The following is a 23,249-nucleotide window of genomic DNA, read 5'->3' as shown; positions in this document are numbered from 1 at the left end:
AACGCCGGGGACCGACACCGCCTTCCGGCGCACCGGTGTGCGGCGGACCTCAGCCGCCGCGTCCACCGGTGAGGCGATGTGCGGACGTGGCGCGCCCTCGACCCCGGGATGCGCCGCAGGCGCACCCCGGCCGGGGGTTCAGGACGACGGGGCCAGGTCGTCGTCCTCGACCAGCGCCACCGAGGTGATCCGGTGGACGGCGAAGGTGCGGCTCTCCCCGCGGCGCTCGTCGTACCCCTGCAGGAAGCCGCCGGCCAGCGAGACCGGCTGGACGACGCGCTGGCTGCCGCTGCCCTGGGCGTCGACGTAGCCCAGCCACACCGGCACGCCGTCGCGGACCGCGCGGGACAGCAGCTCCAGCGTGCCGGCGGTGGTGACGCCGGGGACCTGCCGCACCGCCTCGCCGCGGCGGGCGGCCAGGGCGGCGTCCCCGGCCCGGATCTCCCGCACCGTGGCCGCCAGCTCCTCGCCGGTGAGCAGCCGGGGCGCCTGCGGGGCGGACCCCCCGGGACGGCGGCCCGCGGCGCGCGGCCGGGCCGGCGGGCGGGTGAGGACCGCACCGCCGGGGGACTCGCCGGCCGGGGCGTAGCCCGCCTCGCGCAGCACGGTGAGCACCTCGTCGGCGCCCAGCCCGCTGACCAGGACGCCGGGTGCCAGCCGGCGCAGCTCGGCGTTCGCCGTCCGCCGGTCGTTCAGCACCTGGGAGAGCAGCCCGTGGTCGTCGGAGCGCACGTAGCTCTCGATGGCGCCGACCCGCAGCCGGCCGTGCTGGCGGGCCACGTCGTCGACCAGGTAGTCCAGCGCCTGGGGCACCGGCGTCCGGGAGGCCCGGGCGAAGAAGTCGTGCAGGTCGCCGGCAGACCAGCCGGCGTCCAGGGCGCGGCGCACGCTCGACTCCGACACCCGGAAGACCGTCGCCCCGCCCGAGGACTCGACGTCGGCGACGACGGCGAGGGTGTCCGCGAGCTCGGCGACCAGCGGGCCGGGCGCCACCAGCGACAGGTCGGGCTGGGCCAGCACGTGGTCGACCGGGTCGGGCAGCAGCCCGCGCATGCCGTCGGCCGCGCCGTCCTCACCGGTGGCCAGCAACCCGCGCCCGCCGGCCGACAGCACCCCGCCGACGACGACCCCCAGCCGCGCGGCCTCCGCGAGCAGGTCGGGCACCGGGGCCAGCCGGTCCGCCCGCCGCGGGGTGCGCCAGCGCAGCAGCGCGACCAGGTCGTCGGCGGCCACGCCGCGGCCCGGCGGGTACTCCGCCAGCGCGGTGAGGGCCGCGCGGCGGATCGCCGGGGCGGTGTGCCGCACCAGGTCGGGGGAGAGGGCGTTGACCGCCTTGCCGGCGACGTCGCGCTGCCCGGCCAGCGAGGGCAGCCGGACGGTGGCCAGCCAGCCCGCCGCGAGGGTGGCCCAGCGGTCGGGCAGCTCCCGCTCGCGCCACAGGTCGAAGGCCCGCGTGGGCAACCACTCGTCGCGGTGCGGGCCGCCGACGTCGAGCAGGCCGGCGGCGTACGCCAGCTCCAGCAGCCAGCCGGCCTCGGGCTCGGGGACGTGCAGGGCGCGGGCCAGCCGCTTCTGGTCGCGGACGCCGACGCCCCCGCTGCGCAGCAGCCCCGCCGGCTCCTCCTCCAGCAGGGCCAGCAGCTCACCGACCCGCCCGATCACCTCCATCGCCGCACCCGCGGCCTGCCGGTCGACGACGGCCGGGTCGCGCCCGACGACCACCGGCTCCGGCCGCAGCCGGGGCGGGCCGTAGGGCAGGCTCCCGCGCAGCTGCACCCCGATCTCGCGGGGCAGCTCCACGTTGAGCGCATCGATGCGGGCCAGCAGCCCGCGCTGCAGCAGCCGGCGGGCGGGGGAGGAGCCGGGCCCGTCGGTGTCCGGCAGGTGGCCCACCGGCCGGTCGCCGGCCAGCCGCTCCAGCACGTCGCGCTCCTCGGCCGGCAGCTCGGCCAGCGTCTCCGGCAGGTCCGCCGGGAGGGCCAGCCGCAGCTCGACCGCCCGGCGCCCCAGGCCCGCCGGGTACCGGACGGCGCGGCGCACCGGCTCCGGGGCGTGCAGCACGTCGTCCCCCCACAGCAGCGCCCGCGTGGTGAGCCGGTCGACGGCGGCCTCGAGCACGTCGTCGGGCACCGCCGGCAGCGCGGCGGGCAGGTCGACGGCGTCCACCCCGTCGGTGTCGGCGAGCAGCACCACGTCGAGCACCTGCAGCGTGGCGGCGTCCAGCTCGTCGAGGGCGCGGTCGACCGACACCGGCACCGCCAGCCGGCTGGCGAGGGCGACGACGTCGGAGGGTGCGGGGCGGGCCACGTCGGGCCGGGCGGCCAGCAGCGCACCGAGCTGCTCGTCACTGCGGGTGCGCAGCCAGGCGGCGAGCGTCGAGGGGGCTGGCGAGGACATCCGGTCCACGTTACGTCGCCGTCCCCGCCGCCGCCCCTGCCAGCATGGGAGCGTGATCCCGGCCGCCGACGACCCGCAGACCCGCACCGCGCTGACCGGCTACCAGGCAGGCGCGCTGCGCTGGCTGGCCGGCGGGGTCATCGCCGTCGTCCTCGGGGTGCTGCTCGCCGCCGCGGCGGTGTCCATCGCGCGCGACTCCGGGCAGCGGCTGCCGCTGGCCGGCCTCCTGGTCGTCTGCCTGGTGTTCGTCGGCTCGGTCGCGGCCGCCGCCGGGGCCGGCGCGCTGCTGCGGTCGCACCGCTGGCTGCGGGCGCTGCGCACCGTGCCGTGGCAGACCGGCGTCCTGCGCATCGCCGGCCCCGCGGTGCTCTCCTTCGAGCCCGAGGGCTACGACGAGCTCGACCCCACGGCGGACCCCGTGCGACTGCGGCTGGAGAGCACCGCGGTGTGGCGGACCCGGGCGGTCCAGCAGTTGCACGACGCGGTGGTCCGCGCCGCGCCGGTCGGGCCGCGGGAGTGGGTGCTCACCGCGGACGGCGTCCCGACGGTCTACGGCGCCCGCGCGGTGCGCCACCACTGACCCGGCGCAGGGGCTGACCCGCGTGCATCCGGGGTACTGCATCAGCCAAGATGCACGGCAGACGCGGGCACCGGGCGGTGTACCGCACGGACAGCGCACGACGGAGGGCACTGCGACATGGCCAAGCGAAACCCCAAGCACGAGCACCTGGTGGAGCCCACCTGGGGTCAGTCGGACGACGGCGGGGCCCCGGTGACGGAGTTCCTCGCGGTGTCGGCCGGCCCCCTGTCGCCCTTCGGTGAGGACCACGACTTCCCGCTGCCGCCCGACCGGCTGCGGTACGCGCACCCGACCGACAAGCCGAACCGGGCCGGCGTCCAGGCGGGCGAGTAGTAGGAGGACCCCCTGCCCCCCGCAGCTCGTAGGAGGACCCCGTCCTCCCCACCCCTCGCAAGCTCGCGGCGGGACCCGGGACGGGGCCGGGGCCCCTGCAGGGGGGCCGACATCGAGGAGGAAGAGCATGACCCACCCCGCGCTGCCGTCCTACAGCAGTGGCACCTCGACCGTTCCGCTCCTCGGGGACACGATCGGCGCCAACCTGGACCGGACGGCGGCGCGGGTGGGCGACCACGAGGCGCTGGTGGAGTGCGCCACGGGTCGCCGCTACGGCTATCCGGAGTTCGTCGCCGAGGTCGACGCGGTCGCCCTCGGGCTGGACGCGCTGGGCGTCGCCAAGGGCGACCGGGTTGGCATATGGGCGCCCAACTGCGCCGAGTGGGCGTTCGTGCAGTACGCGACGGCGAAGCTCGGCGCGATCCTGGTCAACATCAACCCGGCCTACCGCACCCACGAGCTGGCCTACGTGCTCGAGCAGGCCGGCATCTCGGTGCTGGTGAGCGCGCCGGAGTTCCGGACCAGCGACTACCGGGCGATGGTCGCCGAGGTCCGCGAGGACTGCCCCGACCTGCGGGAGGTCCTCTTCCTCGGGGACGACGCGTGGGAGCAGCTGCTGACCACGGGCCGGGCAGGCGACCGGGAGCTCCTGGTCCGGCGCGAGGCCGAGCTCTCGGCCGACGACCCGATCAACATCCAGTACACCTCGGGCACCACGGGCTTCCCGAAGGGCGCCACGCTCACCCACCACAACCTGCTAAACAACGGCTTCTTCGTCGGCGAGGGCTGCGGCTACACCGAGGCCGACCGGATCTGCATCCCGGTGCCCTACTACCACTGCTTCGGCATGGGCATGGGCAACCTGGCGGCCACCTCCCACGGCGCCACGATGGTCATCCCCGCACCCGGCTTCGACCCGGCGGCCACGCTGCGGGCGGTGCAGGAGGAGCGGTGCACCTCGCTGTACGGCGTCCCGACGATGTTCATCGCCGAGCTGGCGCTGCCGGACTTCGCCTCCTACGACCTCTCCAGCCTGCGCACCGGCATCATGGCCGGCTCGCCGTGCCCGGTGGAGGTGATGAAGCGGGTGGTCTCGGAGATGGGCATGACCGAGGTGACCATCTGCTACGGGATGACCGAGACCTCACCGGTCTCCACCCAGACCGGCGCCGACGACGACCTCGACCGGCGCACCGCCACCGTCGGGCGGGTGCACCCGCACCTCGAGGTCAAGGTGATCGACCCCGAGACCGGGCTGACCGTGCCGCGGGGGACGCCGGGGGAGTTCTGCACCCGTGGCTACTCGGTGATGCTCGGCTACTGGGACGAGCCGGAGAAGACCGCCGAGGTCGTCGACGCCGCCCGCTGGATGCACACCGGTGACCTCGCGGTCATGGACGCCGAGGGCTACCTCAACATCGTCGGCCGCATCAAGGACATGGTCATCCGCGGCGGCGAGAACGTGTACCCGCGCGAGGTCGAGGAGTTCCTCTACACCCACCCCGACGTGGTCGACGCCCAGGTCATCGGGGTGCCCGACGAGCGCTTCGGCGAGGAGCTCATGGCCTGGGTGCGGCTGCGCGAGGGTGCCGAGCCGCTGACGCCCGAGGCGCTGCGCCAGTTCTGCGCCGGCAAGCTGGCCCACTACAAGATCCCGCGCTACGTCAAGATCGTCGACGGGTTCCCGATGACGGTCACCGGCAAGGTGCGCAAGGTCGAGATGCGCGAGGTCTCGGTCCGGGAGCTCGGGCTGGAGGCGGCCGAGGCGATCCGCAACGCGTGAAGGAGGAGGACCCCGTCCTCCTCCTCCCTCGCGAGCTCGGGACGAGCCTCTGGACGGGGCCAGCAGTGAGGGTCAGGCGGGGGCGCAGGGCACCACGAGGGCCCGGTGGTCCGACAGCGGCAGCCGCACGGCCTCGGCCGGACCGGTCGCGGCGATCGGCCCGCGGGCCAGCACGTGGTCCAGCTGCCGGGCCGGCTCGTCGACCGGGAAGGTCGGCGTCGTGGCCGGTGCCAGCGGCCGCAGCCCGCTGACCCGTTCCGCCTGGCCGGCCTGCATGTTCAGGTCGCCCATCAGCACCAGCGGCTCACGGGTCCCGGTGAGCGACCGCACCAGCTTCGACAGCTGCAGCGCGCCCCAGCCCGGGACGAACGACAGGTGGGTGTTGCAGACGGTGAACTGGCCCGACGGCCCGTCGAGGACGGCGGCGACCGCGACCCTCGGCTCGTCACCCACCAGCTTCGGGCGGGGGGCGCCGCGGAACCAGACCGGTACCCGGCTGCGCAGCGCGGGCAGCCGCACCACCCGCCAGGACACCACCGGGTAGCGCGACAGCAGCGCGATGCCGTAGGTGGCCGACCCCGGCTGCTCGTCGCCGGTGGCGGCCATCCAGGTGCCGCCGGGGGTGCCGGACAGCGCCGCCACGAACTGGGAGTCGACCGCGCCCATCGCCTCGGCGGCGACCGCGGTGAGGTCCGCACCGAGGGACCGGGGCTGGTCCCGGTCGACCTCCTGCAGTCCCAGCACGTCGGCGTCGAGGTCCTTCACCGCGGTGGCGAGGCGCTCGACGTCGACCCGGTCGTCGACCGGTGAGCGGCCGTGGAGGATGTTGAAGGTCGCGATCCGCACGGGACTCCTGTGCCCCGGGTGCCGCCGTCCACACCGCCACGTTCCGTCGGGCGAACCCCGGGTAGCAGCCAGTGCGTGCAGCCCTCGGACCGCGACGAGATCCGTGACCTCCTCAAGCGCGTCGCCGTGGCGCTCAAGCAGGGCGACGTCCCCTTCGCGCTGTGCGGCGGCTACGCGGCCTGGGTCCGCGGCGCCCCGGAGCCCGACCACGACGCGGACTTCCTGGTCCCGGCGGCGGAGTCCGAGCGGGCGGCCAAGGTGCTCGCCGAGGCCGGGCTGGAGGTCGTCGACCCGGCCGAGGACTGGCTGACCAAGGTCGTCCAGGGCAACTCGTTCATCGACGTGCTGTGGCGCACCTGCGGCATCCCGGTGGAGCAGGACCTCATCGACCGGGCCGAGGACATGCCGGTGCTGTCGGTGCACATGCCGGTGCTGCAGGCCACCGACATCGTCGTCACCAAGCTGATGGCCCTCGACGAGCACTACTGCGACTACGGGCGGCTGCTGCCGGTGGCCCGGGCGCTGCGGGAGCAGGTCGACTGGGACCAGGTGCGCCGCGAGGTGGCCGGCAACGACTTCGCCGCGGTCTTCCTCGTGCTGCTCGACCGGCTCGGCATCGTCGAGCTGCCGGTCAGCGAGGGCTGAGCACGGCGACGAGGGCGGCGCCGGCGACGGTGACGACGACGGCGGTGACCAGCAGCGCCAGCCGCGGCACCGCCACGTCCGCACCGCGGTCGGCGGTCCGTTCCACCGCCCGTGCGCGCAGCGGTGCCAGCCCGCCCAGCACGCCCAGGCCCAGCAGCGCCACCGCGCCGGCCCCGGCCAGCCGCACCGGCGCGTCGCCGGTCGCCGCCTCGCGGGCCAGCAGGCCGGCGACGGCGAGCACGCCCAGGCCGGTGCGCTGCCAGGACAGGACGGTCCGCTCCGGCTGCGTCTCCCGGCCGGCGCTCACCGGCGCAGCACCTCGACGCCCACGAGGACGGCCACGACGACGAGGACGGCGGCCACCGCGGCCACCAGCGCCGGCAGCACGCAGCTGGACGGCAGCGGCCGGTCAGCGGTGATCGCCCGCTCGTTGCGCCGCCAGCGCACGTAGCCGCCCACCGCCGCACCCAGCCCGGTCAGCACGAGGGCCACCGCCACCGCGGCGCTGCCCCAGGGGACGCCGAGGTCGGGGGCGAACTCCGAGACCGCGACCCCGCCGGCGACCAGCGCCAGTCCGGTGCGCAGCCAGGCCAGCAGCGTGCGCTCGTTGGCGAGCGTGAAGCGGTAGTCGGGGTGGTCGGCAGGCGGCACCGCGCCAGGCTAGGTCGGGTCCGCGAGGCGGGCGGCGCAATACCGGTGGGACGGCGCCCCTCGGCGACTAACCTGACAGCAGCGGCCGCCCGTGCCGCGCCCGTCCTCCCGGCCCGGTGCCGGGGCCGCCCGCGACCGACGACTGAGGGATCAACGTGCCCACCGGCAGAGTCAAGTGGTTCAACCCGGAGAAGGGGTTCGGCTTCCTCTCGCGCGAGGACGGCCCGGACGTCTTCGTGCACAAGGACGCCCTCCCGACCGGCACCAGTGAGCTCAAGCCCGGTCAGCGGGTGGAGTTCGGCATCGTCGCCGGCCGCCGCGGCGACCAGGCGCTGCAGGTACGGGTCCTCGACCCGCTGCCGTCGGTCACGGCCGCGCACGCCGAGCGGTCCCGCAAGAAGCCCGACGAGCTGGTGCCGATCATCGAGGACTTGATCAAGCTGCTCGACGACGTCGGCGAAGGCCTGCGCCGCGGCCGGCACCCCGACCGGCCGGAGGCCCGCAAGGTCGCCTCGGTGCTGCGCGCGGTCGCCACCGACCTGGAGCACTAGAAGGACCCCCGTGCCCCCCGCCACTCGCAGGCTCGCGGCGGGACCCTGCACGGGAGCCGTTCCAGCAGGTCACCGGGCTCGCGGCGGGACCCTGCACGGGAGCCGTTCCAGCAGGTCACCGGGCTCGCGGCGGGACCCTGCACGGGGGCCGTTCCAGCACGTCACCGGGCTCGCGGCGGGGACCGGGAGGTCTCTCCTCAGCCCTGGGGCGCGGGCGGGGTGGACTCCGTCGCCGTCCCGCCCTGGGCGCCGGCGCGCAGGAAGCCGATCGGCCACGCCCCGCTGAAGCCCTCGCACTCCTCGACGGCGTCCTCGACGACGACGAGGTAGAACGCCGGTGGGACGACGTCGTTGCTGTTGACCTCCAACATCGCCTCGCCGGTGTCGGCCGGCGCCTCGCCGAGCAGTTTCTCCAGCCCCTCATCGAAGACCTGCACGCCCCAGCCGCGCTCGGCCACCGCGTCGGGCACGGTGAGCCGGATGGTGGTGTCGGGGGAGACCTCGATGATCGGCGGGGTGACGTCGTAGCGCTGCCCCTCGCCGTCCACGCAGTACTGCGTGGGGGCGGCCTCCACCCGCTGCGGGCCGGCCTCCACGACGACGTCCTGCGGCCCGGACGGCCCGGAGCTACAGCCGGCCAGCAGCAGGACGGCGGCCGGCAGCACGACCCGTCTCACGAGAGCCCGCCCAGTGGATCGGTGGCCGCCATGGGCGTGGTCGGGGTGGTCGCACGGCGGCGCGGCCCCCAGAGCACCAGCCCGACGGCGAGCACGAGCAGCGCCGCGGCGACGGTGAACCCCAGCCAGCCGGTCGGCGGCAGGGCGATGCCGAGCGCGCCGCCGACGACCCAGGACAGCTGCAGCACCGTCTCCGATCGGGCGAACGCCGAGGCCCGCAGGCTCTCGGGGACCTCGCGTTGGATGATCGCGTCGAGGGCGACCTTCCCCAGGGCGTTGGCGACGGCGGCCACGCCGGCGACCACGGCGGCCATCGCGAAGCTGTAGAAGACCGCCGCGACGACGGTGATCGCAGCTGCGGTGCCCGCCGACCACAGCACCACCCGGTCGGGGTCGACGCGGTGCAGCCGGGAGCCGACGGCGGTGCCCAGCACGCTGCCCACGCCGGCCGCTCCCGCGACCGCGCCGAGTGCCAGCGTGCCCCGCCAGCCGCCCTCCACCGTGGCCTGCACCAGGAACGCGGAGAAGATGGTCAGGAACCCGCCGAGCCCGCGCAGCGCGGCGTTGGCCCGCAGTGCCACGACCACCCGCGGGTTGACCGGGCGGCGGCGTCCCGTGGCCACCGGCTGCGGTGCGGTGGACAGCACGTCGGCGGGCAGCTCACCGGTGGGGACGTCGACGTGGTGGGGCAGCCGCACCGCGAGCACCGCGCCGCAGCCGAACACCGCAGCGGTGGCCCACAGCAGCCAGGTGAAGCCCAGCGCCCAGGCCAGCCCGGCGCCGATCCCGCCGAAGACGCCGGCGGTGAGCAGGCCGAACACCGACGTGCGCGCGTTGGCCGAGGTCAGCGACATCGCCCCGGGCAGCACGCGCGGGACCACCGCGGCCCGCAGCACGTTGTGCGCCTTGGACAGCACCAGCACGCCCAGCGCCGCCGGGTAGAGCCAGAGGTCGTCGAAGTGGGCGACCATCACCAGGGCCAGCGCGGCCCGGCCGAGCTGGCTCACGGCCAGCGCCCAGCGGCGGCCGCGCTGCAGCCGGTCGAGCAGCGGCCCGATCACCGGGGCGACCACGGCGAACGGCGCCATCGTCACCAGCAGGTAAAGCGCCACGTTGCTGCGCTGCGCGTCGGTGGTGGCGGCGAAGAAGAGCGTGCCGGCCAACGAGACGGCGATCATCGCGTCGCCGGCCATGTGCAGGGCGTTGACCCACAGCAGCCCGGCCAGCCCGCTCTGGCCCGCGCCGTCGGCCCGGCTGGCCGTCTGCGCCCGGCGGACGGCGGCCCCGGTCAGCTCCCGGGTGCGGGCGGCCGCGACCCGGGTGACGGTCGGCTTCCGTGGCGGCGGGGGCAGCGGAGCGGCCGGCGGCAGGGCCCCGGTCGGCGGCGCTCCGCCGTCCCCGGCCGTCGGCAGTGGGCGGGTGGTCGGCCGTTGCACGCCCAGCGGTGCCGTCTCCGCCGCCGGGCCCCCCGGCGGCGGCGGGCTCCGGCGCAGGGCCCGGCGGCGGGCGCCGGGGAGGCGGGGCGACGACACGGGCCCATGGTGCCGCACCCACCTGGGAGAACGCGGACAGCGCCCCCGTGCCTCCTGGCCGCTCCCCGCGTCAGGGAGAATGGCGCCGTGGCCGAGTTCTCCGACCCCGCTGACGCGGGGAGCGACGTGCCCAGCACCGCCGTCGAGCAGGCCCGGGCGGCGGCGGTCGAGACCGCCGGGTCCCCCGACCTGGTCGGCGAGCACCTCGGCGCCACCCCCGAGGCGCCGTCGGCCGTGCCGGTGGGCGAGGACCTCGGCGAGGTGGTCACCCACTCCTTCGCCAGCCGGCTGCCGGGCTACGTCGGCTGGTACTGGGCGGTCACCCTCGCGCGGGTGCCCGGCGAGGACCAGGTGACCGTCGACGAGGTCGTGCTGCTGCCCGGAGAGCAGGCGCTGCTGGCCCCGGCCTGGGTGCCGTGGCACGAGCGGCTGCGTCCCGGGGACCTCTCGGTCGGCGACGTGCTGCCCTCCACCGAGGACGACCCCCGGCTGGTCCCCGGCTACACCACCGACGACGACTCCGCCGACGACCCCGAGGGCTCCGTCGTCGCCTCCGAGGTCGGTCTCGGCCGGGAGCGGGTCATGTCCCGGGAGGGGCGCGAGGAGACCGCGGCCCGCTGGAGCGCGGGGGAGTTCGGCCCCCGCTCCGCGATGGCACGCCAGGCGCCCGGCCCCTGCGGCACCTGCGGGTTCTTCCTGCCGCTGGCCGGCTCGCTGCGGCACGGCTTCGGCGCGTGCGGCAACGTCTACTCCCCGGCCGACGGCCGCGTGGTCACCGTCGACTACGGCTGCGGCGCGCACAGCCAGGCCACGCTGGCGGCCGACGACACGACCGAGGTGGTGCGCTCCGCCCGCTACGACACCGGCACCTTCGACGTGTTGTCGGACTGAGTCGAGGCCCGGTCCCGACCGGCCGGCTCCTGCGGTGTCCGGCACGCCGTCGCAGTGCTGCCCGGCCGCAGGAGCGTCCGGAACGCCGCAGCAGCTCCTCCGCGAGGAGGTCCCTCGTCAGTCGCGGCGGCCGAGCTGTCCCTGCAGGCGCATCACGCCCAGGCCCACGCCGGCCAGCGCGATGCCGGCGACGCAGGTCCAGGTCCACATCCGGTCCACCCGGTCGCCGAGCAGCAGCAGCACCACCAGCGCCACGGCCCACACCGCCGTCCCGGCCAGCACCACCCGCAGGGTGTCCACCCGCAGCGGGGGAGGGGCCTGCTTGGCCGGTCGGCGCACGCCCTGACCCTAGGACCTGGGGCGCCGGGGCGCGTGTCACCTGGTCGGAACACGGGTGTGGCACGCTGTCGCCGCTCATCGCAGTCCCCACCGGTCAGCCGGCGCGGCCCCCGCCGCACGCTGGCCCGGCCGCGCGCCCGGAGAGTCGTCATGGCAGAGAAGTCCCGCCCGTCCACGGGCAGCACCAGGGACGGCGGCACCCCCGCCGACGTCGCCGTCGGGGCCCGCACCCCGCGGCGCAGCGACGGCCCGCGGGTCAGGCCCAGCAACGGGCTGGACCGCTACTTCGGCATCAGCGCCCGCCGCTCGACGCTCACCCGTGAGCTGCGAGGCGGCCTGACGACCTTCTTCACGATGGCGTACATCGTGGTGCTCAACCCGATCATCCTGTCGGGGCCCGACATCACCGGGGCCTCGCTGCCCTTCGCCTCGGTCGCGGCGGTCACCGCGCTCGTCGCCGGGGTCATGACGATCCTCATGGGGGTCGTCGGCCGGTACCCCTTCGCGGTGGCCGCCGGCCTCGGCATCAACGCGATCGTCGGGGTCTTCGCGGCCACCCAGATGTCCTGGCCGGAGATCATGGGTCTGGTCGTCCTCGAGGGCCTGCTGATCACCGTGCTGGTGCTCACCGGCTTCCGCCGGGCGGTCTTCGAGGCGATCCCCTCGCAGCTGAAGACGGCGATCGCGGTCGGCATCGGCTTCTTCCTCACGATCATCGGGCTGGCCGACGCCGGCGTCATCCGGCCGGGGAGCCCGCTGATCAGCTTCGGCGTCAACGGTCAGCTGGCCGGCTGGCCGCTGCTCGTCTTCATCGTCGGTCTGCTGCTGACCAGCGTGCTGGTGGTCCGCCGGGTCAGGGGTGCGCTGCTCATCGGGATCGTCGTCTCGACGGTGCTCGCGATCGTCGTCGAGGCGGTCGCCGGGGTCGGCCCGCGGACCGGCGCGGACGGTGCCGAGGTCAACTCGCGCGGCTGGGCGCTGCAGGTGCCGACCCTGCCCGAGGAACTGGTGAGCGCCCCGGACCTGTCCCTGGTGGGGCAGTTCTCGCTGTTCGGCGGCTTCGAGCGGATCGGCGTCATCGCGGCGCTGCTCGTCGTCTTCTCGATCATGATCGCCGACTTCTTCGACACCGTCGGCTCGGTCACCGCGGTCGGCGCCGAGGGCGACCTGCTCGACGAGAAGCGCAACCTGCCCAGGTCGCAGCCGGTGCTGCTGGTCGACTCGGTGGCCGCCGCGGCCGGCGGCGCGGCCAGCGTCTCGTCCAACACGACCTACGTCGAGAGCGCTGCCGGGGTCGCCGACGGCGCGCGGACCGGGCTGGCCAGCGTCGCGACCGGCGTGCTGTTCCTGCTCGCCATGTTCTTCACCCCGCTGGTGGAGATCGTGCCGTCGGAGGCGGCGGCCCCGGTCCTGGTGATCGTGGGCGCCCTGATGGTCAACCAGATCCGACACCTGGAGTGGGACGACATGACGGTGGTGATCCCGGCCTTCCTGACCATCGCGATCATGCCGTTCACCTACTCGATCACCAACGGCATCGGCGCCGGCGTGGTCAGCTACGTGCTCCTGCACGTCGCGGCCGGACGCAGGCGCGAGGTCCACCTGCTGATGTGGCTGATCGCCGCCCTGTTCGTCGTCTACTTCGCCCTGGAGCCGCTGCAGCAGCTGTTCTGAGGGTGGACCCCGTCCTCCTCACCCCTCGCACCCTCGGGCCGAGCCTCGGGACGGGGCCGGCAGGTCCTTAGTTAGGCTGGGCAACCGTGAGCCGGACGACGCTGGACACCGCGGCGCTGGCCCACGACCTGCGGCTGGCCGTGATGCGGTTCTCCCGCCGGCTGCGCAACCAGCGGGTCGACACCTCGGTCACGCTCACCCACCTGGCGGCGCTGTCCACCCTCAAGCGGCACGGTCCGATGAGCCCCGGGGAGCTGGCCGGCCACGAACGCGTCCAGCCGCCGTCGATGACCCGCGTCGTCGTCGCGCTCGAGGGGATGGGGCTGGTCACCCGGAACCCGCACCCGACCGACGGACGGCAGGTGGTCATCGACCTGACCCCGGCCGCGGAGGACCTGCTCGGTGCCGAGGCCCGCGCCCGCGAGGCCTGGCTGTCCGGCATGCTCCAGCAGCTCACCGCCGAGGAGCGGGCGGTGCTCCGCGAGGCCGCGGGCATCATTGACAAGCTGGCGAGTGGGTGAGCAGGAGAACTGCGGACTCGGGGGCGTTCCGGTCGCTGCGCGTGCGCAACTACCGGTTCTACGCCGCATCCAACCTGGTCAGCCTCACCGGGACCTGGATGCAGCGCATCGGGCAGGACTGGCTGGTCCTGCAGCTCTCCGGTGACAACGGCGTGGCCCTCGGGCTGATCACCGCGCTGCAGTTCGGCCCGACGCTGCTGCTGGGCCTCTACGGCGGGGTGCTCGCCGACCGCTACCCCAAGCGCCGCATGCTCGTGGCCACCCAGACGCTGATGGGTCTGCTCGCGCTCGTCCTCGGGCTGCTGGTGGCCACCGACGGCATCGCGCTGTGGCACGTCTTCGTCCTCGCCGGCGCCCTCGGCTCGGTCTCCGCCGTCGACGCACCGGTGCGGCAGGCCTTCGTGGCGGAGCTGGTCGGCCCGGAGCTGCTGCCCAACGCGGTCAGCCTCAACTCGACGATCTTCAACGGCGCCCGGTTGGTCGGCCCCGCGGTCGCCGGGCTGCTCATCGGGGCGGCCTCGGGCGACACCGCGCCGGCCTTCCTGACCAACGCGGCCAGCTTCGCCTTCACCATCGGCGCACTGCTGTGCATGCGGCCGGGCGAGCTGCACTCCAGCCCACCGGTCGCGCGGGCCCGGGGTCAGCTGCGCGAGGGGCTGGCCTACGTGTGGTCGCGCCCGGACCTGAGGCTGGCGATGGGGCTGGCGCTCCTGCTGGGCACCTTCACGTTCAACTCCCAGGTCACCATCGCGCTCATGGCCCGCGAGGTCTTCGGGGTCGGCGCGGAGGCGTTCGGGCTGCTCACCACCTGCTTCGCGGCCGGGTCGCTGTCCGGCGCGCTGCTGTCCACCCGGCGGACGCGGCGCCCGCTGCAGCGGTTCCTGGTCGTCGCCGCGGTCGTCTTCGGGCTGTTCTCCATCGTCTGCGGGTTGATGCCCACGTACTGGTCGTTCGCGGCTCTGCTCGTGCCCACGGGGGCGGCGGGCCTGGTGTTCAGCGTGGCCAACAACAGCTTCGTGCAGCTGGGGGTCGACCCGCAGCTGCGCGGGCGGGTCATGGCGCTGTACTTCACCTGCTTCATGGGTGGCACTCCGCTGGGCGCGCCGTTGATCGGCTGGGTCTGCGAGCACTTCGGTGCGCCCTGGGGGTTCGTCCTCGGTGGCGCGGTCGCGGTCGCCGCGGGGGGTGTCGCGGCGGCCTGGCTGGCGCGGGGGCGGCGGGTCCGGCTCGAGGCGCACGTCGTCCCCCCGCGGGTGCAGCTGCACGTGGGGCCGCGGGCAGTGCCGCCGGCACGGGTCCGGGCCGTTGCCGAGGCGGCGTCGGCCGAGGCACCCGGGACGCCGACCTCGCCCTGACGCCGTCGGTCCGTCGTACCGTGACGGCCACCACTCTCGAGTCGTCGGCGGAGGCGGCATGGGGACCTCGCTGCTGCACCTGGGAGCCATCGTCGCGGGCGTCGTCGGCTCGGTCGCCCTCATGGGCTGGCTGGCCCGCCTGGTGTTCGGGTCGGCGCGCCTGCCGCAGCGCCTCCGCCGTCGGGAACCGGTCGCGCCGGCGGGGCGTCCGCTCGAGCAGGTCGCCGCCGACCTGCGCCGGCTCGGCCGCCAGCTCGCCTCCGTGCCGGCCGGGGCGCCGATGGCCCGCCGGCGGGGACTGCAGGCGGCCTACGACGACGTCCTCACCGAGGCGGCCCGCCTGCTGGAGGTGTCGCACGCGCTGGACACCGTCCCGCCCGGACGGCCCCGCGACGTCGAGCGGCTGCGGCTGCAGGCCGCGCTCGCCGACGCCGGCCTGGCGGTGCCGGACTGACCGCTCCCCGGCCGCGGCGGCTGTTCTTCGCGGTCACGCCGCCGGCCGAGGCCCTGGCCGACCTGGACGACGCCCTGGCGCCGCTGCGCCGGACACCGGGCGCACCGCGGTGGACGCCGCCGGACCGCTGGCACCTGACGCTGCTCTTCCTCGGCGTGGTGCCGCCCGGCCGGGTGGCGGAGCTGGTGGCCGCGGCGGCCCCCGCGGTGGCGGCCACCCCGTCGATGACCCTCCGGCTCGCCGGCGCCGGACGGTTCGGCTCGCGCCGGCGTCCGCAGGTGTTCTGGGCCGGGGTCACGGGCGACGGCGACGCGCTGGGCGCCCTCGCCGGCCGGCTGGCCGCCGTCGCCCGGGGCCTCGGGATGCCGGTGGAGGAGCGGCCGTTCCGTGCGCACCTCACCCTGGGCCGCTGGCGGCCCGGCCGGCCGGGGGACGGCGACCTGCCCGACCGGCTGGCCGGCTACCAGGGGCCCGGCTGGCCGGTGGCCGAGGTGGAGCTGCTGGAGAGCCACCTCGGCCCCGCGCCGCGCTACGACCGGGTCGCGGCCTGGCCCCTCGGCTGTTGAAGGACCCCGTCCTCCTCACCGCTCGCAGGCTCGCGGCGAGCCTCTGGACGGGGCCGGCCTCACACCACCGGGCCGGGCACCGGGGAGGTCGCCGCGGGGTCGGGCACCTCGCCGGGCTCGAGGAGCTCGAGCTCCTCGTCGTCTTCCGGCTCCTCGGCCTCCGGCTCCTCGTCGTGCGGCGCCTCGTCCTCGACCGTGCCGTCCCCGACCGCGCCGTCCTCGGGCTCCTCCGGGAGCTCCTCCTCGGGCACCTCGAAGGCCCGCGGGTCGATGGCGTCGGCCCAGAGCAGGAAGTGCCCCATGGAGTACCCGGCGCCGGGGTCGAAGCCGGGGTTCGCGGTGAAGTACGAGGCGGTGTCGCACGCCATCAGGCCGAGGACGACCTCGGCGACGATGGTGCCGCCGACCGGGCCCAAGCGGTTGCCGCCGAGCAGCTCGGCCTCCTTGAGCACGTAGAACCAGAGCGGTGCCCTGCCCTTCCAGCCGGGGTCGGTGAGCCCGAGCTGCTGGTTGGTCAGCGGCGTGAGGCCCATCGCGGCGGCGACGTCCTGACCCGACGGCAGGCCCAGCCGCTTGCCGCGCAGCAGGTTGCGCTCGGCCAGCGAGACGATCGCCCCGGCAGTGGGGGCCACGACGGTGGGCGGCAGCGTGGACAGCGGCAGCGAGAGCTGGGCGTCGATCTTTCGCGACATGTTGCGGTCGTCCGGCGTGCTCATGCCGGGGATCTCGAAGAAGTAGTTCCAGTCGATCCACAGGTCGGCCGGGACCGGGCGGTTCCCGCGCAGGTCCTGGTGGCCCTCGTTGCCGAAGATCGGCACGGTGTGCTGGTCGTGCACCTCGTACTCGGCCCGGATCATGCTGTGCCCGAAGCGGTAGGCCGCCCCGGAGTACTCGACCGGCATGTACGGCTTGCGCGGGTTGCGCGGCTTGTAGAACCGCCCGAGGAACTCGATCGGCCCGCCGCGGCGGCGACGCACCAGCCGGTCGACGACGTCGCGGCCGACGATGCGCGGCAGGTAGTCGTTGACGATCAGCCACTGGTAGTGCCAGCGGACCAGCTGCTGGGCCCGCTCGAAGCTCTTCCCCTCGTCGCGCAGCTTGTTGTGCAGGCGCAGGAAGACCGCGTGGAGCTGGGCGACGATCAGGTTCTCGTCGTTGCGCGGGTCGCCGAGGTAGGCCGCGCCGACGTCGTCCCGGGGCAGGTCGCGCACCCCCTCGTGGTCGTTGCACAGCAGGTAGCCCGGCCGGGCCGGGTCGTAGAGCTCGGGGCTGCCGGCCGGTCCGCGGCCGTAGACGCTGGCCAGGTCGAAGCGGGGCGTGTCGTAGTTGGTCATCGCCCGCGGGTCCTGCTGCTGCTGGGTCAGCGGCGTCTTGTCCAGCGTCATGTCGTGGTCGATGAACTGGCCGAGGTAGATGTAGCCGGCCGGGATGCCGGCGATGTCGAAGGCGACGTCGGAGTCCTTGACGTCGGACAGCGGCGCCTTGCCGTCGCTCATCGAGACCGCCAGCGCGGTCAGCAGCGCGTCCGGCGGGGCGAAGGCCGGCAGCTTCTTGAACATCAGCCCGAAGCGGGCCTCGGCGTCCCGGCCGGCGCGCACCGCGATGTCGCTCCCGCGCGGGTTGCCGACGGCGTGCGCGCCACGGGTGGCCCGCGGTCGGCGCGGCGGCGGCGGAGGCGCGGGTGTCGACGTCGGTGCCGGCGGACGGCGGACCGGCGCTGCCAGGGCGGTCCCGCTCATGACCGGCAGTGCCGCGATGCCCGCCAGCCCGGCGAGCACGGCCCGCCGCGACACCGCGCTGCGCGTCGTCCCGCCGTCCCCGGCGCCGGCTCCGCTGAACGGGCACACCCCGGCCGTCTCGTCCCCGTACCCGTGCACGCGCACCCGCCCCCCGGCGTCGGAGAGCCCGCCCCCACCGGCCGCTCTCGTCGGTCCCGAGGCTCCGGGGGAGGGGAGGGGTCCGGGCACACGTGACCGAGGGGCCCCCCGTCCCCCAGTCCTGGGGGTCCGGGGGGCGGCGTGTCGCGCTGGGTGGTTGCGCGATGACTGACGGCTGCTAATAGGGTGCCGAGATCACCACGCGTACTCCATCGGTGCCGCCCGGTAACCGGGGAAGATGTCGTCGAGCCGGGCGAGCTGCCCCTCGTCGAGCCGTACGTCGAGGGCCCTCAGCGAGCCCTCGAACTGCTCCATCGTGCGCGGCCCGACGATCGGTGCGGTCACCGCCGGCCGGTGCAGCAGCCAGGCGAGCCCGACGTCCGCCGGCGCGTACCCCCACTCGCGGCAGGCGTCCTCGTAGGCCTGCAGCGCGGGGCGGTGCCGCTCGATGCGTTCGCGGTTGCGCTCGAGGTGGCGGCGGTCGCCGGCCTGGTCGCCGAGGACGCCGGCCAGCAGGCCCTGCGCCAGCGGGCTCCACGGGATGATGCCGACGCCGTAGTGCTGCGCGGCCGGCAGCACCTCCAGCTCCACGTGCCGGGTGAGCAGGTTGTAGTGCGACTGCTCGCTGACCAGGCCCGGGAAGTGCCGGCGGGCGGCCGCCTCGTTGGCCGCGGCGATCTGCCAGGCGGCGTGGTTGGACGACCCGACGTAGAGCACCTTGCCCTGCGCGACCAGCGTCTCGCAGGCCTGCCAGATCTCCTCCCACGGCGTGGCCAGGTCGACGTGGTGGAACTGGTACAGGTCGATCCAGTCGGTCCGCATCCGCCGCAGCGAGGCCTCGCAGGAGCGGACGAGGTTGCGGGCGGAGAGGAACGTGTCGTTCGGCCAGTCGCTCATGGAGCCGTAGACCTTGGTGGCCAGCACCGTCTTCTCCCGGCGCTCACCGCCGCGGGCGAACCAGGTGCCGAGGACCTCCTCGGTGCGCCCCTTGCCGGCGTCGAAGCCGTAGACGTTGGCGGTGTCGAAGAAGTTGACGCCCTCGGCGAGCGCCCGGTCCATCAGGTCGTGGGCGTCGGGCTCCTCGGTCTTCCAGCCGAAGTTCATCGTGCCCAGGCAGAGCCGGGAGACCGACAGGCCGCTGCGTCCCAGGTGCGTGTACTCCATGGAACCCCACCCTGGCAGGCTCCCGGGCGTGCCGCTGACCGATGGGACCCCGTCCGCCTTCGACGCCGCGACCGCCGTGCGACGTGCCGAGGGCGGTGGGCTGGTCGCCGACCTCGACCCCGGCTGGGACGTCGGTGGCGGCGTCCTCAACGGCGGCTACCTGCTGGCGGTGGCCGCCCGCGCCGCCGTCCTGGACAGCCCGCACCCGCACCCGGTCGCGCTGTCGGCGAGCTACCTCCGGGCCACCGCTGCCGGGCCGGCCCACCTCGCCGTCACGTCCGGTCCGGCCGGGCGCACGCTGGCGCACTCCACGGTGCTGCTCACCGGGGAGGCCGGCCCGTCGATCGCCGCCCAGGTGACGACGGCGACGCTCGGCAGCGAGCCGGCCGAGTACACCGAGAACGCCGCGCCGCAGCTGCCCGGCCCCGACGACTGCGTCGTCACCCGGACCACGGGCGCCGGGCCGGCCGTCGGCCTGGTCCGGCGGATCGACACCCGGCTCGACCCCGCGACGGCGGGCTGGACGGTCGGCCGGTTCTCCGACCAGCGGGTGCTGCGGTCCTGGATCCGGCTGTCCGACGGCGGTGCGCCCGACCCCTTCGCGCTGCTGCTGTTCGCCGATGCCCTGCCGCCCACCGCCTTCGCCGTGGGCCGGACGGGCTGGGCGCCCACCGTGCAGCTGCAGGTGCTGGTGCGCGCGCTGCCGGCGCCGGGCTGGTGCCTGGTCGAGTCCCGCTCCACCGAGGTGGCCGGCGGCTGGTCGGACGAGGAGTGCCGCATCTGGGACACCACCGGCCGGCTGGTCGCCCAGGCCCGCCAGCTGGCGCGGGTAGCGCGCTAGGAGGACCCGCTGCCCCCATCGCCCGCAGGCTCGCGCCAGGCCCCGTCCAGCGGCTCGCCGCGAGCGATGAGGGGGACGGGGTCCTCCTGCCCGCAGCAGGGCCGGGCCGACGTCCTCAGGGCGTGGCGAGCAGGGCGCGGCCCAGGGCGGTGCCCGAGGTCCAGGCGGCCTGCACTCGCGACGGCGCCGACCAGCCGTCGCCGCAGACCCCGATCCCGTCGGCGAGCCCGAACGGCTCGGACCGCGCCTCGGCGGGGCGCGCGTGGGTCCAGCGGTGCACCGTCGTCCAGGCCGGCGGGACGTCGATGCCCAGCGCCCGGCCGACCGCGGCGGCGACCGGGCCGGCGGCGGCGTCGGGGTCCTCGAGGTGCGCGGCAGCGAGCTCGGCGGTGGTGTGCGCGACCAGCACCGGGGCGCCGTCCCCGCGCCGGTCCCCGTCGTCGGCGACCCAGGTGACCGCCGGGTCGTCGTGCACGAAGGCGCCGTGCAGGTCGGCCGGCCAGCACCGCCGCGACCACCCCAGGACAACGGCCAGGGAGGGTTCCCACGGCCGGTCGTCGAGCAGCCGGCCGGCCGTGGCCGGGTCGAGCACCCGGCGGGCCTGCGGGTCGGGCATGGCCAGGACGGCGGCCGGCACGTCCTCGCCGTCCACCCGCGGGCCGGGTCCGACGGCGGCCACCGTGCGCCCGCTCTCGACGTCCAGCCCGGACGCCAGGTCGGCGACCAGCGAGCGCAGCCCCCCGGGCGCGGCGTAGCGGACCGGCCCCGTGGTCGTCGACCGCAGGCCCTCGGGCCCGGCGACAGCGAAGGTGTCGGTCCACGGCCGGGCCAGGCCGCGGTCGACCCAGCCGCGGACCACCGCCGCGAACGGCGAGCCCTCCTCCGCGGTCAGGTAGGAGGCGCCGATGTCGACAGTGCGGTCGTGCAGCGTCCGCGAGGCCATCCGCCCGCCGGGCCGCCGGCCGCGGTCGAGCACGCGGACGCGGAGCCCCGCCTCGGCGAGGACGCGGGCGCAGGCCGTGCCGGCGATGCCGCCGCCGACGACGGTCGTGGGAGAGGAGGGCACGCCGACGATCCTGCGGGCTGGGCGACCCGGCCGCCCGGTGGGCGCGGGTTGGCAGGATCGGGGCCGTGCCCGAGCTCCCCGCGACGATCACCGACCCGGACGACCCGCGGGTGGCCGACTTCCGCGACCTCAAGGCCGGGGACCGCCCGCCGGGCACCGAGCGCGGCACCGGCCCGGTGATCGTCGAGGGGGTTCCGGCGGTCGAGCGGCTGCTGGCCTCGTCCTACCGGGTGCGTGCGGTGCTCGGCGTGCCCGGACGGGTGGCGGCGCTGGACCTGCCCGCTGGTGTTCCGGCCTACGAGGCGGACAAGTGGGTGCTCTCGGAGGTGATCGGCTTCCGGCTGACCCGTGGGGTGCTCGCCTCCGCCGACCGCCGCCCGCCGGCCGACCTCGACGCGCTGCTGACCGGGCCGGACCCGGCCGCACCCCGCCGGCTGGCCGTGCTCGAGGCGCTCAACGACGCCGAGAACCTGGGGTCGATCGCCCGCTCGGCGGTCGCCCTGGGCGTCGACGGGCTGCTGCTGGACCCGCGCTGCGCCGATCCGCTGTACCGACGCTCGGTGCGGGTCTCGATGGGGCACGTGCTGGCCCTGCCGTTCGCCGTCCTGCCGGACTGGCCCGGCGGGCTGGACCGGTTGCACGACGCGGGCTACCTGACGGTCGCGCTCACCCCGGCCGAGGACGCCGTCGACCTGGCCGAGGTGGACCCGCAGGCGCACCCGCGCACCGCGGTGCTGCTCGGGGCGGAGGGGCCGGGGCTGACCCCGGAGGTCCAGCGGGCCGCGCGGGTGCGGGCGCGCATCCCGATGCGGACCGGGGTGGACTCCCTGGGCGTCGCGGCCGCAGCCGCGGTCGCCTTCGCCACCCTCAGGTGACGTCCTGGAACGGCCCCCTGCAGGGGCCCGCCGTGAGCTTGCGAACGGTGGGGGGCAGGGGGTCCTTCCTTCAGCCGCGGAGCGAGAAGCGGGCCAGGTGTGCCCGGGCCTCCTCGGCGCGGGCGGGGTTGCACATGACGTCGTAGCGACCGGCGACCACGGCGCTCGTGCTGGTGAAGTCACGTCGGCCCCGGCTGGCGGAGTAGCCGATCGCGGCGAACAGCGCGCCGAACAGCAGGCCGATGAGCAGGCCGGTCAGGACCGAGCCGATCCAGGCGCCGGACTCGACGGCGAAGATGCCGAGCAGCAGGCCGACGAACAGGCCCCACCACGCCCCGCCGGCTGCGCCGGCGGCGAGCACCCGGCCCCAGGTGAGCCGGCCGGTGACCCGCTCGATCTGGCGCAGGTCCGAACCGATGATCGTGACGTTCTCGACGGCGAACTTCTGGTCGGCGAGGTAGTCGACGGCGGCCTGGGCCTGCTCGTAGCTGTCGAAGGAACCGACCTGCACGCCGCCGAGGGGCATGGACACCGAGGCTGACATGCCTCTCGTGGTACCCGGCGGTCCTGCGTGGACACCTGCCCGGGAGTGGCCGGCGTCACCCGTCCCCGAGCCGCCCGGACGGGAGACCGCAGGTCAGCGGTGCCGGCGGACCCCGAAGACGATGTCCTCCCACGCGGGGATGCGGGCGCGCGGGTCCTCGTCGTCGTCCCCCTCACCGCTGGGACGGCCGAGGACGACGGTGTCGTGCTCGCTGATGTCGTCGTCGTCGGCAGGTGGGGCGGGGTCCGGGCGCCGGGGAACCGCGGGGGACACGTCGACCGGGAGCACCGGGCGCACGTCGTCGTCCGCGGCCGGCGCGTCGTCCTCGTCGGGGGCGAGCCGGGAGGAGGCGGGGGCCGGCACGCCGTCGTCGTCGGGGACGACCGACACCGGGCGGGGGCGCACCGGCGCGGGCCGCTCGGGCGGCACGTGCGGGACGACGCGCACCAGCCGGGTGCCCTCGGCGAAGTCGGTGGTGGCGGCGTCGACCGGGGTGACGGTGCGGGCCGGGACGTCGTAGGCCCAGCGGGTGACGCCGGACTTGGCGCCGGCCTGCCAGGCGGCGGTGACCTGCCAGACGCCGTCGCCGGCGCGGTGGGCGTCCCAGCGGACGGCGTCGAGGTCGGCGCCGAGCAGCCGCAGCCGCTCGGACATGAACTGCTGCAGCGGCACCGACGGCGCGCCCTCGGACAGCCGCACCCGGGCCTCGCGGGCCTGCTCGGCCACCCGCTCGCGCTCCTGCAGCACCGGGTGGGCGAAGCGCATGATCCGCTCGACGCGGATGCCGGAGGCCTGCGCCACCTGCTCGGGTGTCTCGCCGGCGCGGATGCGGGCCTGGATCACCCGGGGTGGCAGCGTCGCGCCGATCTCGACGTCGATCTGGCCGAGCCGGCGGGCGTCACCGCGCGCGGCGGCGCGCACCCGGTCGTCGATCGGCAGCTCGAAGCGCTCGCCCTCCTCGCCGGGCTCGGCGCCGTCGAGGGCGAGCACCAGGCTCCTGCCGTCGTCGGTGAGCGCCACCAGCCGCAGCGAACGCATGGGCGGCCTCCTGGGGGGTGCTCGGGTCGGGACGGCGGGCGGACCGGCC

The 23,249-nt window shown here is 75.6% G+C and carries 25 protein-coding genes; 13 read left to right on the top strand and 12 right to left on the bottom strand.

Annotated elements, in window-relative coordinates; genetic code table 11:
* Positions 1 to 138 precede the first annotated feature (138 nt).
* On the bottom strand, positions 139 to 2,397 hold the full coding sequence (locus tag BMW27_RS12675) for a helicase C-terminal domain-containing protein (RefSeq protein WP_091445137.1): 2,259 nt from the start codon (positions 2,395 to 2,397) through the stop codon (positions 139 to 141).
* Positions 2,398 to 2,449: 52 nt separating this feature from the next.
* Here BMW27_RS12675 and BMW27_RS12670 point away from each other — a divergent pair, with 52 nt between their 5' ends.
* From BMW27_RS12670 to BMW27_RS12660, 3 genes are all read left to right on the top strand, one after another.
* Positions 2,450 to 2,977, top strand: a complete 528-nt coding sequence (locus BMW27_RS12670; RefSeq protein ID WP_091444660.1) for a hypothetical protein — start codon at positions 2,450 to 2,452, stop codon at positions 2,975 to 2,977.
* Positions 2,978 to 3,094: 117 nt separating this feature from the next.
* The gene (locus BMW27_RS12665) at positions 3,095 to 3,310 is read left to right on the top strand and encodes a hypothetical protein (RefSeq protein ID WP_091444657.1); all 216 of its coding nucleotides are present in this window, start codon (positions 3,095 to 3,097) and stop codon (positions 3,308 to 3,310) included.
* Between the two features lie 127 nt (positions 3,311 to 3,437).
* Positions 3,438 to 5,093, top strand: a complete 1,656-nt coding sequence (locus tag BMW27_RS12660) for an AMP-binding protein (protein WP_091444654.1) — start codon at positions 3,438 to 3,440, stop codon at positions 5,091 to 5,093.
* Positions 5,094 to 5,165: 72 nt separating this feature from the next.
* On the opposite strand, the gene BMW27_RS12655 is transcribed toward BMW27_RS12660, so the two are convergent.
* Positions 5,166 to 5,939 (bottom strand): endonuclease/exonuclease/phosphatase family protein, encoded by a 774-nt coding sequence (locus tag BMW27_RS12655; protein WP_091444650.1) that lies wholly within the window; start codon positions 5,937 to 5,939, stop codon positions 5,166 to 5,168.
* Between the two features lie 75 nt (positions 5,940 to 6,014).
* On the opposite strand from BMW27_RS12655, the gene BMW27_RS12650 reads away from it, so the two are divergent.
* Positions 6,015 to 6,584: a nucleotidyltransferase family protein gene (locus BMW27_RS12650; protein ID WP_091444648.1), complete on the top strand. Its 570-nt coding sequence runs from the start codon at positions 6,015 to 6,017 to the stop codon at positions 6,582 to 6,584.
* Here BMW27_RS12650 and BMW27_RS12645 read toward each other — a convergent pair.
* Both BMW27_RS12645 and BMW27_RS12640 read right to left on the bottom strand, forming a co-directional pair.
* A complete protein-coding gene (locus tag BMW27_RS12645; RefSeq protein WP_091444645.1) occupies positions 6,571 to 6,891 on the bottom strand; it encodes a DUF202 domain-containing protein in 321 nt (106 codons plus the stop codon). The two genes, BMW27_RS12650 and BMW27_RS12645, sit on opposite strands and share 14 nt — an antisense overlap.
* Positions 6,888 to 7,235 carry a YidH family protein gene (locus tag BMW27_RS12640; protein ID WP_091444642.1) on the bottom strand — a complete coding sequence of 116 codons (348 nt, stop codon included), beginning with the start codon at positions 7,233 to 7,235 and terminating at the stop codon, positions 6,888 to 6,890. Before BMW27_RS12640 ends, BMW27_RS12645 begins: the two co-directional genes overlap by 4 nt.
* A gap of 155 nt (positions 7,236 to 7,390) precedes the next feature.
* On the opposite strand from BMW27_RS12640, the gene BMW27_RS24610 reads away from it, so the two are divergent.
* Entirely contained in the window at positions 7,391 to 7,786 is a 396-nt protein-coding gene (locus BMW27_RS24610; RefSeq protein ID WP_091444640.1) for a cold-shock protein, read from the top strand.
* A 197-nt stretch (positions 7,787 to 7,983) separates the two neighbouring features.
* On the opposite strand, the gene BMW27_RS12630 is transcribed toward BMW27_RS24610, so the two are convergent.
* Positions 7,984 to 8,463, bottom strand: a complete 480-nt coding sequence (locus tag BMW27_RS12630) for a DUF2771 family protein (RefSeq protein WP_091444637.1) — start codon at positions 8,461 to 8,463, stop codon at positions 7,984 to 7,986.
* Positions 8,460 to 9,995 carry an MFS transporter gene (locus tag BMW27_RS12625; protein ID WP_091444635.1) on the bottom strand — a complete coding sequence of 512 codons (1,536 nt, stop codon included), beginning with the start codon at positions 9,993 to 9,995 and terminating at the stop codon, positions 8,460 to 8,462. Before BMW27_RS12625 ends, BMW27_RS12630 begins: the two co-directional genes overlap by 4 nt.
* 87 nt (positions 9,996 to 10,082) lie before the next feature.
* Here BMW27_RS12625 and BMW27_RS12620 point away from each other — a divergent pair, with 87 nt between their 5' ends.
* Complete coding sequence (locus BMW27_RS12620) at positions 10,083 to 10,886, top strand: DUF3027 domain-containing protein (RefSeq protein WP_091444631.1); 804 nt, start codon at positions 10,083 to 10,085, stop codon at positions 10,884 to 10,886.
* Positions 10,887 to 11,003: 117 nt separating this feature from the next.
* On the opposite strand, the gene BMW27_RS12615 is transcribed toward BMW27_RS12620, so the two are convergent.
* Positions 11,004 to 11,225 (bottom strand): DUF2530 domain-containing protein, encoded by a 222-nt coding sequence (locus BMW27_RS12615; RefSeq protein WP_091444628.1) that lies wholly within the window; start codon positions 11,223 to 11,225, stop codon positions 11,004 to 11,006.
* Positions 11,226 to 11,375: 150 nt separating this feature from the next.
* On the opposite strand from BMW27_RS12615, the gene BMW27_RS12610 reads away from it, so the two are divergent.
* The 5 genes from BMW27_RS12610 (at position 11,376) to thpR (ending at position 15,795) form a co-directional block, all read left to right on the top strand.
* Positions 11,376 to 12,899, top strand: a complete 1,524-nt coding sequence (locus BMW27_RS12610) for an NCS2 family permease (RefSeq protein ID WP_091444625.1) — start codon at positions 11,376 to 11,378, stop codon at positions 12,897 to 12,899.
* An 86-nt stretch (positions 12,900 to 12,985) separates the two neighbouring features.
* On the top strand, positions 12,986 to 13,420 hold the full coding sequence (locus tag BMW27_RS12605; RefSeq protein ID WP_091444622.1) for a MarR family winged helix-turn-helix transcriptional regulator: 435 nt from the start codon (positions 12,986 to 12,988) through the stop codon (positions 13,418 to 13,420).
* Complete coding sequence (locus BMW27_RS12600; RefSeq protein ID WP_091444617.1) at positions 13,417 to 14,775, top strand: MFS transporter; 1,359 nt, start codon at positions 13,417 to 13,419, stop codon at positions 14,773 to 14,775. Before BMW27_RS12605 ends, BMW27_RS12600 begins: the two co-directional genes overlap by 4 nt.
* 58 nt (positions 14,776 to 14,833) lie before the next feature.
* Positions 14,834 to 15,229, top strand: coding sequence for a hypothetical protein (locus BMW27_RS12595; protein WP_217638143.1), 396 nt, complete (start codon positions 14,834 to 14,836; stop codon positions 15,227 to 15,229).
* The gene (gene thpR, locus BMW27_RS12590; protein WP_091444616.1) at positions 15,226 to 15,795 is read left to right on the top strand and encodes an RNA 2',3'-cyclic phosphodiesterase; all 570 of its coding nucleotides are present in this window, start codon (positions 15,226 to 15,228) and stop codon (positions 15,793 to 15,795) included. The genes BMW27_RS12595 and thpR overlap by 4 nt, the downstream gene beginning before the upstream one ends.
* Before the next feature lie 59 nt (positions 15,796 to 15,854).
* Here the strand turns inward: thpR and BMW27_RS12585 are convergent, their stop codons facing one another.
* Positions 15,855 to 17,672, bottom strand: a complete 1,818-nt coding sequence (locus tag BMW27_RS12585; protein ID WP_139206892.1) for a peroxidase family protein — start codon at positions 17,670 to 17,672, stop codon at positions 15,855 to 15,857.
* A 195-nt stretch (positions 17,673 to 17,867) separates the two neighbouring features.
* The gene (locus BMW27_RS12580) at positions 17,868 to 18,836 is read right to left on the bottom strand and encodes an aldo/keto reductase (RefSeq protein WP_091444609.1); all 969 of its coding nucleotides are present in this window, start codon (positions 18,834 to 18,836) and stop codon (positions 17,868 to 17,870) included.
* Between the two features lie 28 nt (positions 18,837 to 18,864).
* Here BMW27_RS12580 and BMW27_RS12575 point away from each other — a divergent pair, with 28 nt between their 5' ends.
* Positions 18,865 to 19,677 (top strand): thioesterase family protein, encoded by an 813-nt coding sequence (locus BMW27_RS12575; RefSeq protein ID WP_091444605.1) that lies wholly within the window; start codon positions 18,865 to 18,867, stop codon positions 19,675 to 19,677.
* A gap of 115 nt (positions 19,678 to 19,792) precedes the next feature.
* Here BMW27_RS12575 and BMW27_RS12570 read toward each other — a convergent pair whose 3' ends face one another.
* Complete coding sequence (locus BMW27_RS12570; protein ID WP_091444602.1) at positions 19,793 to 20,743, bottom strand: NAD(P)/FAD-dependent oxidoreductase; 951 nt, start codon at positions 20,741 to 20,743, stop codon at positions 19,793 to 19,795.
* A 65-nt stretch (positions 20,744 to 20,808) separates the two neighbouring features.
* Here BMW27_RS12570 and BMW27_RS12565 point away from each other — a divergent pair, with 65 nt between their 5' ends.
* Positions 20,809 to 21,618 (top strand): TrmH family RNA methyltransferase, encoded by an 810-nt coding sequence (locus BMW27_RS12565; protein ID WP_091444599.1) that lies wholly within the window; start codon positions 20,809 to 20,811, stop codon positions 21,616 to 21,618.
* 70 nt (positions 21,619 to 21,688) lie between these two features.
* On the opposite strand, the gene BMW27_RS12560 is transcribed toward BMW27_RS12565, so the two are convergent.
* Positions 21,689 to 22,162, bottom strand: coding sequence for a YflT domain-containing protein (locus BMW27_RS12560; protein ID WP_091444595.1), 474 nt, complete (start codon positions 22,160 to 22,162; stop codon positions 21,689 to 21,691).
* A gap of 93 nt (positions 22,163 to 22,255) precedes the next feature.
* Complete coding sequence (gene sepH / locus BMW27_RS12555; RefSeq protein WP_091444592.1) at positions 22,256 to 23,200, bottom strand: septation protein SepH; 945 nt, start codon at positions 23,198 to 23,200, stop codon at positions 22,256 to 22,258.
* Between the last annotated feature and the right edge of the window lie 49 nt (positions 23,201 to 23,249).

It is taken from the genome of Geodermatophilus poikilotrophus, from assembly GCF_900111455.1.
GTDB lineage: Bacteria > Actinomycetota > Actinomycetes > Mycobacteriales > Geodermatophilaceae > Geodermatophilus > Geodermatophilus poikilotrophus.
The sequence above is the reverse complement of the archived record's forward strand: the minus strand, read 5'-3'. Positions and strand labels throughout refer to the sequence as shown.

Coding starts and splice junctions, on each gene's coding strand:
- sepH (WP_091444592.1), bottom strand. CDS start 23,200: ATGCGTTCGCTGCGGCTGGTGGCGCTCACCGACGACGGCAGGAGCCTG.
- BMW27_RS12560 (WP_091444595.1), bottom strand. CDS start 22,162: ATGTCAGCCTCGGTGTCCATGCCCCTCGGCGGCGTGCAGGTCGGTTCC.
- BMW27_RS12665 (WP_091444657.1), top strand. CDS start 3,095: ATGGCCAAGCGAAACCCCAAGCACGAGCACCTGGTGGAGCCCACCTGG.
- BMW27_RS12595 (WP_217638143.1), top strand. CDS start 14,834: ATGGGGACCTCGCTGCTGCACCTGGGAGCCATCGTCGCGGGCGTCGTC.
- BMW27_RS12610 (WP_091444625.1), top strand. CDS start 11,376: ATGGCAGAGAAGTCCCGCCCGTCCACGGGCAGCACCAGGGACGGCGGC.
- BMW27_RS12675 (WP_091445137.1), bottom strand. CDS start 2,397: ATGTCCTCGCCAGCCCCCTCGACGCTCGCCGCCTGGCTGCGCACCCGC.
- BMW27_RS12660 (WP_091444654.1), top strand. CDS start 3,438: ATGACCCACCCCGCGCTGCCGTCCTACAGCAGTGGCACCTCGACCGTT.
- BMW27_RS12580 (WP_091444609.1), bottom strand. CDS start 18,836: ATGGAGTACACGCACCTGGGACGCAGCGGCCTGTCGGTCTCCCGGCTC.